This window comes from Priestia koreensis, from assembly GCF_022646885.1.
Taxonomy (GTDB): domain Bacteria; phylum Bacillota; class Bacilli; order Bacillales; family Bacillaceae_H; genus Bacillus_AG; species Bacillus_AG koreensis_A.
In genome coordinates, this window is sequence record NZ_CP061868.1 from 4,001,217 (window position 1) to 4,014,825 (window position 13,609).

General features: G+C 39.6%; 18 protein-coding genes. 9 read left to right on the top strand and 9 right to left on the bottom strand.

Annotated elements, in window-relative coordinates:
• The first annotated feature begins 163 nt into the window (after positions 1 to 163).
• Entirely contained in the window at positions 164 to 1,750 is a 1,587-nt protein-coding gene (pckA, locus tag IE339_RS20945; RefSeq protein WP_053400770.1) for a phosphoenolpyruvate carboxykinase (ATP), read from the top strand.
• Positions 1,751 to 1,813: 63 nt separating this feature from the next.
• Here pckA and IE339_RS20950 read toward each other — a convergent pair whose 3' ends face one another.
• Positions 1,814 to 2,056 carry a DUF2584 domain-containing protein gene (locus IE339_RS20950; protein ID WP_242170872.1) on the bottom strand — a complete coding sequence of 81 codons (243 nt, stop codon included), beginning with the start codon at positions 2,054 to 2,056 and terminating at the stop codon, positions 1,814 to 1,816.
• Between the two features lie 76 nt (positions 2,057 to 2,132).
• Entirely contained in the window at positions 2,133 to 2,915 is a 783-nt protein-coding gene (locus IE339_RS20955) for an alpha/beta hydrolase family protein (protein ID WP_242170874.1), read from the bottom strand.
• Positions 2,916 to 3,083: 168 nt separating this feature from the next.
• Here IE339_RS20955 and IE339_RS20960 point away from each other — a divergent pair, with 168 nt between their 5' ends.
• From IE339_RS20960 to IE339_RS20970, 3 genes are read left to right on the top strand one after another with little or no spacing between them, the layout of a single operon-like run.
• On the top strand, positions 3,084 to 4,079 hold the full coding sequence (locus IE339_RS20960; protein ID WP_315906457.1) for an ABC transporter substrate-binding protein: 996 nt from the start codon (positions 3,084 to 3,086) through the stop codon (positions 4,077 to 4,079).
• Between the two features lie 15 nt (positions 4,080 to 4,094).
• The gene (locus IE339_RS20965) at positions 4,095 to 4,865 is read left to right on the top strand and encodes an ABC transporter ATP-binding protein (protein ID WP_242170879.1); all 771 of its coding nucleotides are present in this window, start codon (positions 4,095 to 4,097) and stop codon (positions 4,863 to 4,865) included.
• The gene (locus IE339_RS20970; protein ID WP_242176268.1) at positions 4,855 to 5,652 is read left to right on the top strand and encodes an ABC transporter permease; all 798 of its coding nucleotides are present in this window, start codon (positions 4,855 to 4,857) and stop codon (positions 5,650 to 5,652) included. The genes IE339_RS20965 and IE339_RS20970 overlap by 11 nt, the downstream gene beginning before the upstream one ends.
• Positions 5,653 to 5,699: 47 nt before the next feature.
• Here IE339_RS20970 and ytkD read toward each other — a convergent pair whose 3' ends face one another.
• The 4 genes from ytkD to IE339_RS20990 form a co-directional block, all read right to left on the bottom strand.
• A complete protein-coding gene (ytkD, locus tag IE339_RS20975) occupies positions 5,700 to 6,182 on the bottom strand; it encodes an RNA deprotection pyrophosphohydrolase (protein ID WP_053400765.1) in 483 nt (160 codons plus the stop codon).
• A gap of 74 nt (positions 6,183 to 6,256) precedes the next feature.
• The gene (locus IE339_RS20980; protein ID WP_242170881.1) at positions 6,257 to 6,589 is read right to left on the bottom strand and encodes a hydrolase; all 333 of its coding nucleotides are present in this window, start codon (positions 6,587 to 6,589) and stop codon (positions 6,257 to 6,259) included.
• Positions 6,590 to 6,655: 66 nt separating this feature from the next.
• The gene (locus IE339_RS20985) at positions 6,656 to 7,048 is read right to left on the bottom strand and encodes a phage holin family protein (protein WP_242170883.1); all 393 of its coding nucleotides are present in this window, start codon (positions 7,046 to 7,048) and stop codon (positions 6,656 to 6,658) included.
• 155 nt (positions 7,049 to 7,203) lie between these two features.
• Entirely contained in the window at positions 7,204 to 7,644 is a 441-nt protein-coding gene (locus tag IE339_RS20990) for a Dps family protein (protein ID WP_053400762.1), read from the bottom strand.
• 151 nt (positions 7,645 to 7,795) lie between these two features.
• Between IE339_RS20990 and ytzI the strand changes: the two genes are divergently transcribed.
• Positions 7,796 to 7,951, top strand: a complete 156-nt coding sequence (gene ytzI / locus IE339_RS20995) for a YtzI protein (protein WP_083446472.1) — start codon at positions 7,796 to 7,798, stop codon at positions 7,949 to 7,951.
• 34 nt (positions 7,952 to 7,985) lie between these two features.
• On the opposite strand, the gene IE339_RS21000 is transcribed toward ytzI, so the two are convergent.
• Complete coding sequence (locus IE339_RS21000; RefSeq protein ID WP_053400761.1) at positions 7,986 to 8,459, bottom strand: S-ribosylhomocysteine lyase; 474 nt, start codon at positions 8,457 to 8,459, stop codon at positions 7,986 to 7,988.
• 222 nt (positions 8,460 to 8,681) lie between these two features.
• Between IE339_RS21000 and yidD the strand changes: the two genes are divergently transcribed.
• Positions 8,682 to 8,921, top strand: a complete 240-nt coding sequence (gene yidD / locus IE339_RS21005) for a membrane protein insertion efficiency factor YidD (RefSeq protein ID WP_242170885.1) — start codon at positions 8,682 to 8,684, stop codon at positions 8,919 to 8,921.
• Here yidD and IE339_RS21010 read toward each other — a convergent pair whose 3' ends face one another.
• Entirely contained in the window at positions 8,922 to 9,485 is a 564-nt protein-coding gene (locus IE339_RS21010) for a beta-class carbonic anhydrase (RefSeq protein WP_242170887.1), read from the bottom strand.
• Positions 9,486 to 9,551: 66 nt separating this feature from the next.
• Between IE339_RS21010 and IE339_RS21015 the strand changes: the two genes are divergently transcribed.
• Both IE339_RS21015 and IE339_RS21020 read left to right on the top strand, forming a co-directional pair.
• Positions 9,552 to 10,787 (top strand): GTP-binding protein, encoded by a 1,236-nt coding sequence (locus IE339_RS21015; protein ID WP_242170889.1) that lies wholly within the window; start codon positions 9,552 to 9,554, stop codon positions 10,785 to 10,787.
• Positions 10,788 to 10,867: 80 nt separating this feature from the next.
• On the top strand, positions 10,868 to 11,821 hold the full coding sequence (locus IE339_RS21020) for a metal ABC transporter substrate-binding protein (RefSeq protein WP_242170893.1): 954 nt from the start codon (positions 10,868 to 10,870) through the stop codon (positions 11,819 to 11,821).
• A gap of 42 nt (positions 11,822 to 11,863) precedes the next feature.
• Here the strand turns inward: IE339_RS21020 and IE339_RS21025 are convergent, their stop codons facing one another.
• A complete protein-coding gene (locus tag IE339_RS21025; protein WP_053400757.1) occupies positions 11,864 to 12,109 on the bottom strand; it encodes a type B 50S ribosomal protein L31 in 246 nt (81 codons plus the stop codon).
• 165 nt (positions 12,110 to 12,274) lie between these two features.
• On the opposite strand from IE339_RS21025, the gene IE339_RS21030 reads away from it, so the two are divergent.
• Positions 12,275 to 13,609, top strand: a complete 1,335-nt coding sequence (locus tag IE339_RS21030; RefSeq protein ID WP_242170895.1) for a cytochrome ubiquinol oxidase subunit I — start codon at positions 12,275 to 12,277, stop codon at positions 13,607 to 13,609.

Sequence of the window (13,609 nt, forward strand, 5' to 3'; positions counted from 1 at the left end):
TCATTTTTATATAGGAGAATATCATTACTTTTCCTTTTCGATGTACATTTTTTTATGAAAAACGAACGATTATCGTTAAATAGTATACAATAATTAAATAAATGTGTTATACTAATTTCGAATTAGCTTGTTTCGTACTATATATACAAGGGTGGTAGAGCTTATGAATACAGTTGATAAGTCCATTAAATTAGCAGAATTACTACAATTAGAAGCTGTACAGCACAATTTATCCGTTCCGCGCTTAGTAGAAAAAGTGTTAGAGCGTCAGGAAGGAACGTTAACTGCCACAGGTGCTGTGCAAGTCCATACAGGAAAATATACGGGAAGATCCCCACAAGATAAATTTATCGTTGATGAAGAAAGCGTAACGAGTAAAATTGACTGGGGAAACGTGAATCAGCCATTTTCTGCTGAATTATTTGATTCTCTCTACAATAAAGTTCTTCGCTACCTAAGCGAACAAGATGAACTGTTCACATTCAACGGTTTCGCTGGAGCTGACGCTCGCTACCGTTTGCCAATACTTGTTGTCAATGAATATGCGTGGCATAACCTGTTTGCCAAACAGCTGTTCATTCGACCAACAGAAGAAGAGCTAGCAGAACATGATCCACAGTTTACCATTATTTCCGCTCCAGGATTTAAAGCAGATCCAGCTGTAGACGGGACTCATTCTGAAACATTTATCATTGTATCATTTGAGCGTAAAGTAATTTTAATCGGTGGAACTGAGTATGCAGGAGAAATGAAAAAATCTATTTTCTCTATTATGAACTATTTGCTTCCAGAACAAAACATTTTACCGATGCACTGCTCGGCAAATGTCGGCACTGAGGGCGATGTTGCTTTATTCTTCGGCCTTTCAGGTACTGGGAAGACAACTCTCTCAGCTGATCCAAAACGCCGCTTAATTGGCGATGATGAACACGGTTGGTCAAGCTCAGGCGTCTTTAATATCGAAGGTGGTTGCTATGCAAAATGTGTGAACTTATCTGAAGAAAAAGAGCCGCAAATTTACAATGCCATTCGATTCGGGGCTGTATTAGAAAATGTAGTCGTGAACGAAGATAGTAGATTACCAGATTACGATGATGTTTCGCTGACTGAAAACACGCGTGCAGCTTATCCATTACAAGCAATTGACAACATTGTCGACCCAAGTGTAGCAGGTCATCCGACAACTATCATCTTCTTAACAGCTGATGCGTTCGGTGTGCTTCCTCCAATCAGTCGCTTAACAAAAGAGCAAGCAATGTACCATTTCTTGAGCGGGTATACAAGCAAACTAGCAGGAACTGAAAGAGGCATTACGTCTCCAGTTGCAACATTCTCTACTTGCTTCGGTTCTCCTTTCCTTCCGCGCCGTGCTGGAGAGTATGCAAAAATGCTTGGAGAAATGATTGATCAGCACAATGTAAGCGTCTACCTGGTCAATACTGGTTGGACTGGTGGAGAGTACGGAGTTGGTCAACGTATGAAGCTTCAATATACACGATCAATGGTGCAAGCCGCTCTTGAAGGTGAATTACGAAACGCTGAAACTGTTCAGGATCAAATTTTCGGTCTTCAAGTTCCAACTCATGTTCCAGGTGTACCAGACGAAGTTCTTCAGCCAGCAAAAGCGTGGAAAGATCCACAAGCATATGAAGTGAAGGCACAAGAACTTGCGATGAAATTCAAAGACAACTTTAAGCATTTTTCAGAAGGTTTAGATGCGATTAAAAACGCAGGCGGACCGCTAATCTAAATACTTACTCTACACAAACAAAGGCAATAGCGAAAATGATTGGTTCATTTTCGCTATTGCCTTTTAATTTGTTGAGTGTAATTTAACTAGTTCATACGTAATAAGCGTTTTATCGCCGGACATTTCAAGCTTTCGAATTAACGCTTGTCCGCTACTTTCGCTGTGCTTTGTCTTATGAACACTGACCGGAATATCAATCGGATATAAACGATAACCGTCCTTTTCTAGTAAAAAAAGATTTTCTTCTAAGCGCGTCTCTTTTCCTTTTGTCACGATCATTGTGTTTAATTCTAGTGGCATCCCCATTTTATAATCCTCCTCAAAAACACTTTATTGAATAAAGCATTTCTAACTATTACTCCCTCTTATCTTATCACGTTTCTCATTGTTCTTTCATCCACTGCGTAAGCTCCCTGACCATTTTTCGATTCTCCTGTGGAGGAAAATAATGCGTGTATTGAGGATAGTAACGTGTTTGTACACTCTTCCCTGCTTCGACCAACCTTTTCTCTAAACGATAAGAATGTTCAACAGAAACATTTTGGTCCTGTTCACCGTGAATAATGAACACAGGTGCATTCAGAGTATGAATATCATGAAGCGGTGTACGCCATTTGTATCGTTCTGGATACTTGTGAGGCGTACCGCCAATGACCCGTTTCATCATACGGCGCAGATCTTCCCGTTCCTCATAGGTTAGGACCATATCAGAAACTCCTCCCCATACAACGACAGATCGAACCTCAGGAATTAATATTCCAGTGAGCAGCGCCATTACACCACCTCTTGAAAAACCGAATAGGTGAATACGATTTTGGTTTACTTTGGGATAGTGAGCAAGAAGTTCATAGGCATTCACTGCATCAAAGCGATCATCTCCTGCAAAGTCCTCGTTTCCTTGACCTCCTTGATTGCCGCGATAAAAAGGAGCCATTACGACAAAACCTTCTGATGCAAATTGCACAATTCGTCCAATGCGCACCATTCCTACCCCTTTAATTCCGCCTCTCAAATAAACAAAACCATCGTATGTACCTTCTTCTTTTGGCTCTGCTAACAGTCCTTTTACTCGCAGTCCTTCACTCATGTACGTCACGAGATAAAGATCAATACGAGGATTCGGAGATGGATAGCGTTGTTTTTCAATAATCGTTCCATTTCTCATTTCTGTCTCCTCACTTTCCTATTCTTTAGTTTCCCCTTCACTCTCTAAATCACACGTCTAAAGCCACGTATCAAACGTCAAATATTTTACTTTAGGCAAATCACACAACTCCATCTATTGTCATACTTTATGAGTGTTCCAAAAATATTTAAAGGAGGTTACACACCGGTGAAACTTTCGAAATTACTTTTAAGCTGTGTGCTAATTATCGTATTACTTATTCCACTTGCAGCCTGTGGTCAAAAAGATAAATTAACAAAGGTTACGGTTGGAGAGGTTACACATTCACTGTTTTACGCTCCGTTATATGTCGCTTCCTCTGAAGGATTTTTTAAAGATGAAGGATTAGATGTCGATATAAAGCCGACGTGGGGCGGCGACAAGACCATGACAGCTCTTTTATCAGATGGCATAGATATTGGTCTAGTAGGCTCTGAAACGTCGATCTACGTGTACGCACAGGGCACACGTGACCCGATCATTAACTTTGCTCAGCTTACGCAAACAGACGGTACGTTTCTCGTCTCACGAAAAGCAGTCGAAAATTTCTCATGGCAGGACTTAAAAGGCAGCACGTTCCTCGGTCAGCGTAAAGGCGGCATGCCACAGATGGTTGGCGAATTTGTGCTCAAAAATCACGGAATTGATCCACAAAAGGATTTAAAGCTCATTCAAAACATTGATTTCGCTAACATCGCTAATGCCTTCGCATCTGGAACGGGCGATTATGTACAGCTATTCGAACCAACGGCAAGTATTTTTGAAAAAGAAGGTAAAGGACATATCGTGGCCTCGTTCGGAAAAGAGTCTGGCCTTGTACCTTACACTTCTTTTATGTCTAAACAAAGCTTTATTAAAAACAATAAAGAAACCGTTGAAAAATTCACTCGTGCGATTTATCGTGCACAGCAGTGGGTAGACTCTCACAGCGCTAAAGAAATTGCTGCCTCCATCAAAGCGGAATTTAAAGATACCCCAGCTGATATTAGTGAAACGGTGATTGCTCGCTATAAAGAACAAGGATCTTATGCAACCAATCCAATTCTTGATGAGAAGGAATGGGCGAACTTACAAAATATCATGAAAGAAGCCGGCGAGCTTCCAAAAGAAGTAGGCTACAAAACGCTTGTCAATACGAAAATCGCTAATTCAGTTAGCAAGTAAGGAGGGCGTGATTTCATGCTGTCAATTAATCAAATTCACCACACCTACCTCACTCACACCTCCGCCAATACGGTTTTAGAAGACATTAGCTTGTTGATTGAGGAAGGAGAATTTATTTCCTTCCTCGGCCCCAGCGGCTGTGGAAAAACGACGCTTTTATCCATTGTTGCAGGGCTAATTGAACCAACAGAAGGAAACGTGACGATTCACAATAAACCCATTAAAGATGTACCCACACAAATTGGCTACATGCTTCAGCATGATTACCTGTTTCCTTGGAAGACGATTAAGGAAAACGTATTAATGGGATTAAAAATCATGAACAAACGATCAGATGAAGCTGAACAGAAAGCATTAGCGCTTTTACGCATGATGGACCTCGGCGATGTAGAAGAAATGTATCCTAGACAATTATCTGGGGGGATGCGTCAACGTGTGGCCCTCGTTCGTACACTGGCAACCAACCCGTCCATTTTGCTTTTAGATGAGCCATTTTCAGCATTAGATTTTCAAACGAAGCTCAAATTAGAAGATCTCGTCTCAAGCACGCTCAAAGACTTTCATAAAACCGCCCTACTCGTTACGCATGATATCGGTGAATCTATTGCGATGAGCGACCGCATTTTCTTATTTGCGCCTAATCCGGGGCGTATAGCTAATATCTTTACCGTTCCAGAAGAGTTGCGAACCCTATCCCCTTTAGAAGTGAGACAACATCATCGGTACAACGAACTGTTTCAGGACATTTGGAAGGAGCTTGATAGCCTTGGAAAAAATGAATACTAGTCTCCTTCATCAGCAATATTTGAAACGTTTAAGAGTCGAGAAGCGCTGGATCTTATCTATTCAGGCGTTAATCTTCATCGCTTTTTTTAGTCTATGGGAGACCGCTTCTAGGCTAGCATGGATCGATCCTCTAATCTTTAGTTCTCCTACAAAAATTGGCCATTTATTTCTCGAAAAAATGCAAGATGGCTCGTTACTCGAACACATTGGAGCTACTCTACTCGAAACGCTGCTTGGATTTTTACTCGGAACCATCGCAGGTGTCCTTCTTGCAACCCTCCTATGGTGGTCTCCTAAGATTTCAAAGGTACTAGATCCTTATTTAGTTGTTCTCAATGCGATGCCTAAAATTGCACTAGGACCCATCCTCATCGTGGCCATGGGGCCAGGCTTTTTCTCCATCCTTACAATGGGAGCCGTCATTTCAGTCATCATTACAGCCATCGTCGTCTATACCTCATTTCGTGAAGTAGATCCTAACTATTTAAAAGTACTAAAGTCCTTCGGAGCTACGAGAAGACAATGCTTTCAAGAAGCCATCCTTCCTGCTTCCTTTCCAGCTATTATCTCCACCTTCAAAGTAAACGTGGGGCTGTCATGGGTTGGTGTGATCGTTGGAGAATTTCTTGTTTCAGGAAAAGGGCTTGGATATATGATTATATATGGCTTTCAAGTATTCAATTTCACGTTGGTGCTCTTAAGCTTGTTGCTGATCGCTTTTTTCGCTACGATCATGTATCAAGCAGTTGCTTTCCTTGAGAAAAAATTAATTAAAGACAACAGCTAAAAGACGAAGGACTCTTTCCCTATTCCTTCGTCTTTTTATGCGTTTGCTCAAAATGATGAAACAAACTGTTTTTGCACAAGATGTTTCATCACATATTGAAGGACGTTATCCTTCATAATGAAGCTAAACTGTGAGTTGTGCTTAATATTACTCGGCAACTCATCTCGTAACACGGGACCTTTTGTTTCTAGATAATGACGATGTGGAATAATTTCATCAATCGTCGCAAAATAAATATTTTTAATAATTTCTTTTTCTCTACCTGCTACCTTGTATTGACCGATATATGTGAGGTTCTTGATCGTCCCTCCTGTTTCTTCTGATACTTCTCGTGCTGCTGCTTCTTCAGGTGTTTCCCCTTCTTCTACTTTTCCACCTGGAAATTCTAATCCTCTTGTTGAATGATTTGTTAACAGCCACTGACTACCATAGCGGCATACTACCCATACGTGACGAGGAGATTTTGAAAAGGGTAAGCGTTCGAATGATAAAAAGACTTGATTGTGATAAGCATCTTTAAAAGTATACATAGATTCTCCATACTCCATTGTGTTTATTTTCTATCATTTTCTAACAAAATGAAAAAATGAGCAATCCTAAAGAATTACTCATCTATATGAGGTAAGATGTTCATTTCCTTAATGTGTTGTTTGGTCGCATCATCTCCGAGCTTATAGAGCTGTTCGTATATCAACGACATTCCTTGATCATACGCATCATTTTGGCGATCAAAGTGATATTGAATATACGGAACGTGAGCACGAAAAAAACCTTGCCAATCTTCATTATCGTTGCCATTGAACAAATCCCGCAAATGAGTAATTTCGTCATCCGTTGCTTGAATAACATAATTCCAATCAAAAGCTGATTTACTAAGTGAAATTTCTCCATACCCTACATTTACATAATACGTTTTTTTATGGGTTGATTCATTCATTTTCGCCACTCCTTCATAGTAAAGACCTACTCTTTGTATCTCACGTTTTGAGCTTTTTATGCAGTCTTATTTTTTGAAGCGGCTTTTAATCAACTCAATTCCTTTTTTTAGCGTATCAGGGATTGGGACCCCAATGCTTCTAGCATGCTCGATAATCGACACTACTTCATTGCAAATATAAAATAAAATCGTCGCATCACGAATCATATGGTTTTCCCAAAGAAGCGTATCCAAGAAGTTGGCTACCGCAACTAAAAAGAAAAGGAACATTTTTTTCGCAATGCCTCGAAATCCCACTTTACTTGAAAGTTTTTTTTGAATAGCAGCAATAGCGACTCCCATTACATAGTCCATCACTACGCACGCAACTAGAATCATTAACAGTTCATCCCAGCCACCAAATAAGAAAATGAGGTAAGAACTCACACCAGCCATGAGAACCAGATCTTCTTTCCCCATCCCTTGTACTTCCCTTCTCTCAAAAAGCCTTTAGTACATGGTATGAGAAAAGTTGAAAAGTGACTATGCGTTCTCCTATGAAACCAAAATTTAATAGGTTCTGCATATGGAAAAAAGAGTAGAAGCCGTAATGCTTCTACTCTTTTGACTGATGTTTATTTTCCTAAGAACGCATTGAGCATCCAAAGATGTTTTTCTAAATCCTTGTGGATCGCTAATAGCATATCGCCAGTTGTTTCGTCGTTTGCTTTGTCTGCGATATCCATTCCTTCTTTTAATTCAGAAGTAAGCTTATTGAAATCTTTCGCAAGAGATGCCACCATGTCTGTCGCATTTTCATTCCCCATTGCTTCTTCAATGGACGAAAGTTCTAAAGCTTCTTTCATCGTCGCTACGGGCTTTCCTTCAAGTGCTAACAAACGCTCAGCTAAATCGTCGATGTAAGTACCGGCAGCCGTGTAGAACTCCTCAAATTTCTCATGTAACGTAAAGAACTGCTCGCCCTTTACATACCAGTGGTAATTATGTAACTTCGTGTACAAAACTGTCCAGTTTGCCACTTGTAAATTCAATGCTTCATGTAATTGTTTTTCCATTCTGATTCACTCCTTCTAGTATAGTAGTACCCCATTCGTCTCCTTTAAAACGCCGTCTTAAAATATTTTAATTTTGTGTCTTTTTAAACGATTTGAGGAGCAGACATGATAAAATAAAGGTGCTCTAAGAATAGTTGAAGGAGGAGATTCCTTGTTCACGATTATTTTTATTACCTGTTTTGTCATTGTGGCTATCGTGCTGCTTCTCAGCTTGGTCACAACGTCAAAAGCATATGACTTCAAACACACAGTTGATCCACTCGATGAAAACCCTCATCTAGATTCCACAGATAAAAAAGACACATAAAAAAGGAGCGGAAGTTACCCCGCCCCTTCTTTTATTAACCAAATACTTTTTCTAGATCTTCTTTGCTTTGATCAAGCCAGAAACGCATTAAGCGCTTTGCACCTTCTAGGTCATGAAGCTTCGCTTGACCACATTGCTTTTCATTTGCTGCGGGAATTTCAGTGATTTCAACCGCCGCTTTCATTGTATCTTCAAGCAAATCGATAATTTCACGTACCGTTGGCTCACCGCTTACTACTAAGTAGTATCCTGTTTGGCAACCCATTGGTGAAATATCGATAATATCAAAGTGATCGTATTTATCGGCATACGTACGTAAGTTAAATGCTAATAAATGCTCAAGCGTATGAATCACGTCTGGTTTCATTGCTTGTTTGTTTGGTTGGCAGAAACGAATATCAAATTTATTAACGACACCGTCGCTTCCTACTTTGTGCACACCACAGTGGCGTACGTAAGGTGCTTTTACGGCATTATGATCTAATTCAAAGCTTTCTACTGATGGCATAATGTCAACACTCCTTTTGTATTGTTTGCCCTATTCTCCTCTTCCCGAAAACAATAGGTGCGAAAAGTCATTTTTGAAATTTCTCTTTCATGTTTCTATCATACACGTAATTCCGATTTATTTCATCTATTTAATACGAATTAATTTAATTCGTTGAATTACGAATTCTCTTGAAGTATATTGAAAACTAGAAACTGAAATTCCTAAAGGAACGTGATTTTCTTGCTAAAAAAATTAGTTCTATCACTTATTCGCTTTTATCAGCTTTATTTGTCACCGCTTAAGGCCACTAGTTCGTGCAGGTTTTATCCTACTTGTTCTCACTATGGCATCGAAGCCGTGCAACGATTTGGTGCCTTAAAAGGCGGATGGATGACAGTAAAAAGAATTTCAAGATGCCATCCATTTCACCCAGGTGGCTTTGATCCGGTCCCTCTTAAAGAAGAAAAAGAATCAAAATAATTACTTGTTGTAGCCGTCTACGATTAAATCAAGCTTCCCTGTTTCTGGATCAATTGCCATTCCATGAACAGGGGTATTTTTTGGAAATAGCGGATGTTTTCCGATAACATCTACACTGTGACGAACGCTTTCCTCAACGCTTTCAAATCCTTCAAGCCACTTGTGCAAGTCAACTCCAGCATAATCTAATGTATCAATTGTTTCTTGTGTTACGCCTTGATCTTTCATTTTCTCGAGTACATCTGCTGAATTGATTTTGCTCATTCCGCAGTCATGGTGACCGATCACACACACTTCATCTGCTCCTAGTTCATACACAGCCACTAAAATACTTCTCATAATACTTCCAAATGGATGAGACACAATCGCCCCTGCATTTTTAACAATTTTCACATCACCATTGCGTAAATTTAGTGCATTTGGCAATAGTTCCACTAATCTTGTGTCCATGCATGATAAAATGACCATTTTCTTATTAGGGAATTTAGTTGTTTGAAATTTTTCATATTCCTTTTTGGCTACAAATTCCTCGTTAAACGTTAAAATGTCTTGTAATAAACTCATGTTTTTCTACATCCTTTCAAAAATAAATATACTTGTATTATAAATCATTTTCATATATTATAAAGCATGTTACAAATCGTAATCATTACTATTTATAAAAAGGAGCAGATAAAAGTGGAGAAAAAAATCCCCATTACCGTTTTAAGCGGCTACTTAGGTGCTGGAAAAACAACGTTATTGAATCATATTTTACATAATCGACAAGGCTTAAAAATTGCTGTTATTGTCAACGATATGAGTGAGGTTAATATTGATTCTGAACTCGTTCAAAAAGGTGGATTTTCTCGTACGGAAGAAAAACTCGTTGAAATGCAAAACGGCTGCATTTGTTGCACGCTACGAGATGATCTCATGAAAGAAGTTGAAAAACTAGTAGACGCTGGTGACATTGACTATATTGTGATTGAATCATCAGGTATTAGTGAACCAATTCCAGTGGCGCAAACATTTACATATGTGGACCAAGAGCTCGGTATTGATTTAACGGCCAAATGCATAGTAGATACGATGGTCACAGTTGTAGACGGAAATCGTTTTTGGGAGGATTTTTCTTCTGGAGAAAGTCTTCTAGATCGTCAGCAAGGAACCGATGAGAATGATACGAGAGAAGTCGTTGATCTTTTAATTGATCAAATTGAATTTGCGAACGTTATTTTGCTCAATAAAGTTGATTTATTAGATCTTGAAGACGCAAAGGAACTTGAAATGACATTGAAACGTTTAAATCCGGATGCACAAATCATCCAGACACAAAACAGCCGTGTAGATCTTCATCGCATTCTTAATACGCGTCTTTTTGACTTTGAAAAGGCAAGCCAAGGTGCTGGTTGGATGAAAGAATTAAACGAAGAGCATATTCCAGAAACAGAAGAGTATGGGATTTCTTCATTTGTTTATCGAAGAAAACGCCCTCTTCATCCTGAACGTTTCATGAAATGGCTCGAGAACTGGCCCGTTGATATTGTTCGAGCAAAAGGTTTTTTTTGGTTAGCAAGCCGTAATAATATGGCAGGACTCCTTTCACAAGCCGGAACATCTATTATGATTCAAGGTGCAGGCGAATGGGTGGCAGCTTATTCAGAAGAAGAAAAACAGCGTACGTTGGCAGAAGAGCCTGAACTACTAAAGAAGTGGGATGCATCCTACGGTGATCGGATGAACGAATTAGTTTTCATCGGAATTGATATGAAGCAAGCCGAAATTGAAGATACGCTTGATGCATGCCTTCTGACGGATGAAGAGATGACAATGGAATGGTCAGCGCTCGCAGATCCCCTTCCCCGTTTTACCGTTAGCTCATAAAAATTTTTAGTTTTCAAATCGTAACAATTACGATATAATAAGCAAATGTTTAAGAAAGAGAAAGGAATGAGATACATAAAATGAAACTAAAAGCACTCTTTTTTACGCTTTTGTTAGTAATCGCTGCAGCTCTCGCTGGCTGTAGTTCTGACGGCGCGAAAAAAGATAAAAACGATAAATTAAAAATTTACACCACGATTTTTCCGATTCAAGACTTCACCCAAAAAATTGGTGGCAAATATGTGGATGCACAAAGCGTGCTTCCTCCTGGAGTAGACGCCCATTCATATGAGCCAACATCTAAAACAATGGTAAAAATTGCGCAAGCAGATGCTTTTATTTACGCGGGCATCGGTTTAGAAGGCTTTGCTGATTCTGCAAAAGAAACGTTAAAAAATGAAGATGTTCAAGTTATTCCCGCAGCAAAAGGTATTAAGCTTGCTAAAGGGGCTGAGCACGAAGGCGAAGCTCATGACGAGCATGGCGAAGGCGATGAGCATGATCATGGAGATAAAGATCCACACGTTTGGTTAGATCCTATTCGCTCCATTCAAATCGCAGAGAATATTAAGGAAGAGCTTGTGAAGCTACAACCTGCTCATAAAAAAGACTTCGAGAAAAATTTCGATGAGCTAAAATCCAAGCTGGAGAAATTGGACCAGGATTACAAAAACACGGTTTCAACAGCTTCTCATAAAGAATTATTAGTTTCACATGCTGCTTATGGTTATTGGGAAGACCGTTACGGCGTTCATCAAATTAGCATTGCGGGACTTTCACCTACAAATGAACCGTCTCAAAGACAGCTGAAAAGCATTATAAAAGAAGCTGAAAAACATAAAATTAAGTACATTATTTTTGAAAAGAATGTGAAGCCACGCGTGGCAGACGTTGTAAAAAAAGAAATCGGTGCGGAATCTCTGACACTTAATAACCTTGAGTCCGTGACAAAAGAACAATTAAACGACAAAGAGGATTACTTCTCTCTAATGGAACAAAATTTAGATGTATTGAAAAAAGCGTTAAATAAATAACAGAAAAAGCGTAGATGCCGTGTGGCACCTACGCTTTTTTTATTAATTCAAGTTGTATTTATTTTTAAAGCGCTCTGCGCGTCCGCCTTTATCAGCAAATTTTTGACGACCTGTGTAAAACGGATGTGTATCGGATGTTACCTCTACTTTAAATAACGGATACGTGTTTCCATCTTCCCACTGAATCGTTTCATTTGAAGTTTTAGTCGAGCCACTGATAAATTTAAATCCGCTGTTAACGTCCATATATACAACCTTTTGATATTCCGGATGAAGATTTGTTTTCATCATGTATCTCTCCTTTTCGATTAGCTTATTTCCATTATAAAACGAAATGATTACTATTTTCAACACTTATGCTCATGTTCAGAAAACTAAAAATCTCATGCATAATTTGTGGAAGAAGATGGACAATAAGGGTCATGAATACTTATTTGGAAAGGTTGATTCTGCATGGATCATTTAGTTACCGCACGTTCAATGTTTGGAATTACAATGGCCTTTCACATTATCTTCGCAACGCTTGGCGTTGGAATTCCACTCATGATTTTGTGCTCAGAACTACTTTATCAGAAAACAAAAGATAACGATTATGCCATTATGGCAAAACGCTGGACTAAAACAATTGCGGTCTTGCTTGGAATTGCGATTCCAACTGGAACGATTGCAGCCGTTCAGCTCTCTTTATTATGGCCTGGTTTCATGGAAGTGATTGGGCGAGTCATGTCACTGCCTTTTCAAATTGAGGTATATGCTTTTTTTGTTGAGGCTCTTTTTATGTCCATCTACGTATATGCAGCAGATCGTATCTCTCCCATTATGAGGATCGTCAGCATCACACTCGTTTTAATTGGTGCTCTCGGATCAGCGGTTTTAATTACAAACGTACATGCTTTTGAAGGAACACCGGCAGGATTTCGCATTGAGAACGGAAAAATTGTGGACGTTGATCCATGGGCCGCTTTCTTTAACCCAAGCTTTGCAGTCACCGCTGGCCATGTGGCCGTGTCAGCATTTATGACCGGTGCTTTCGTCATCGCTTCAGTCGCAGCGGTCAAAATGATTCGCTCTCGTAAAAAAAGCGAGGCGGTATACAAATTTCATCATAAAGCACTCATTCTTGGCCTTGTCGTAGGAGGCATTTTTTCGATTGCTACGGCACTAAACGGACACGCTTCCGCACAGGGTCTTTATGATTACCAACCTGAAAAGCTAGCCGCAGCTGAAGGGTTATTTGAAACCCAAGATCATGCTCCTCTTGCCGTTGGTGGTTACACGAGTGAAAAAGAACAAAAAGTGAAATGGGCATTTGAAATTCCTTGGGGACTAAGCTTCTTATCAGACAACCGCTTTGATACGGTTGTGCTCGGACTGAATGATTTTCCAAGAGAATACTGGCCCCCTTTGTTTATTCATACACTCTTTAATGGAATGGTAGGTATTGGGTCGCTTCTGATCTTGTTATCAATTGTTGGATTTGCTTGGTATAAGATTCTTAAAAAACGCTCGTTCCCTCGCTGGCTCTTATGGGTATTTGGGATTGCAGGTCCTCTTTCAATGCTATCCGTTGAATTTGGATGGGTATTTGCCTGTACAGGCCGTCAGCCTTGGGTCATTTACCGCATTATGAAAACAGCTGAAGCGGTCACAACTTCTTCTGATCTTCATCTGTTGTTTGCCTTTTTCCTTGCCGTTTATTTAATTATGGCAGTCGCTGTTGTACTCGTACTGCTTTATTATTTCAAACGCAATCCGGTTTCAAAAGAACTTGAAGGACAAGTCGAATAG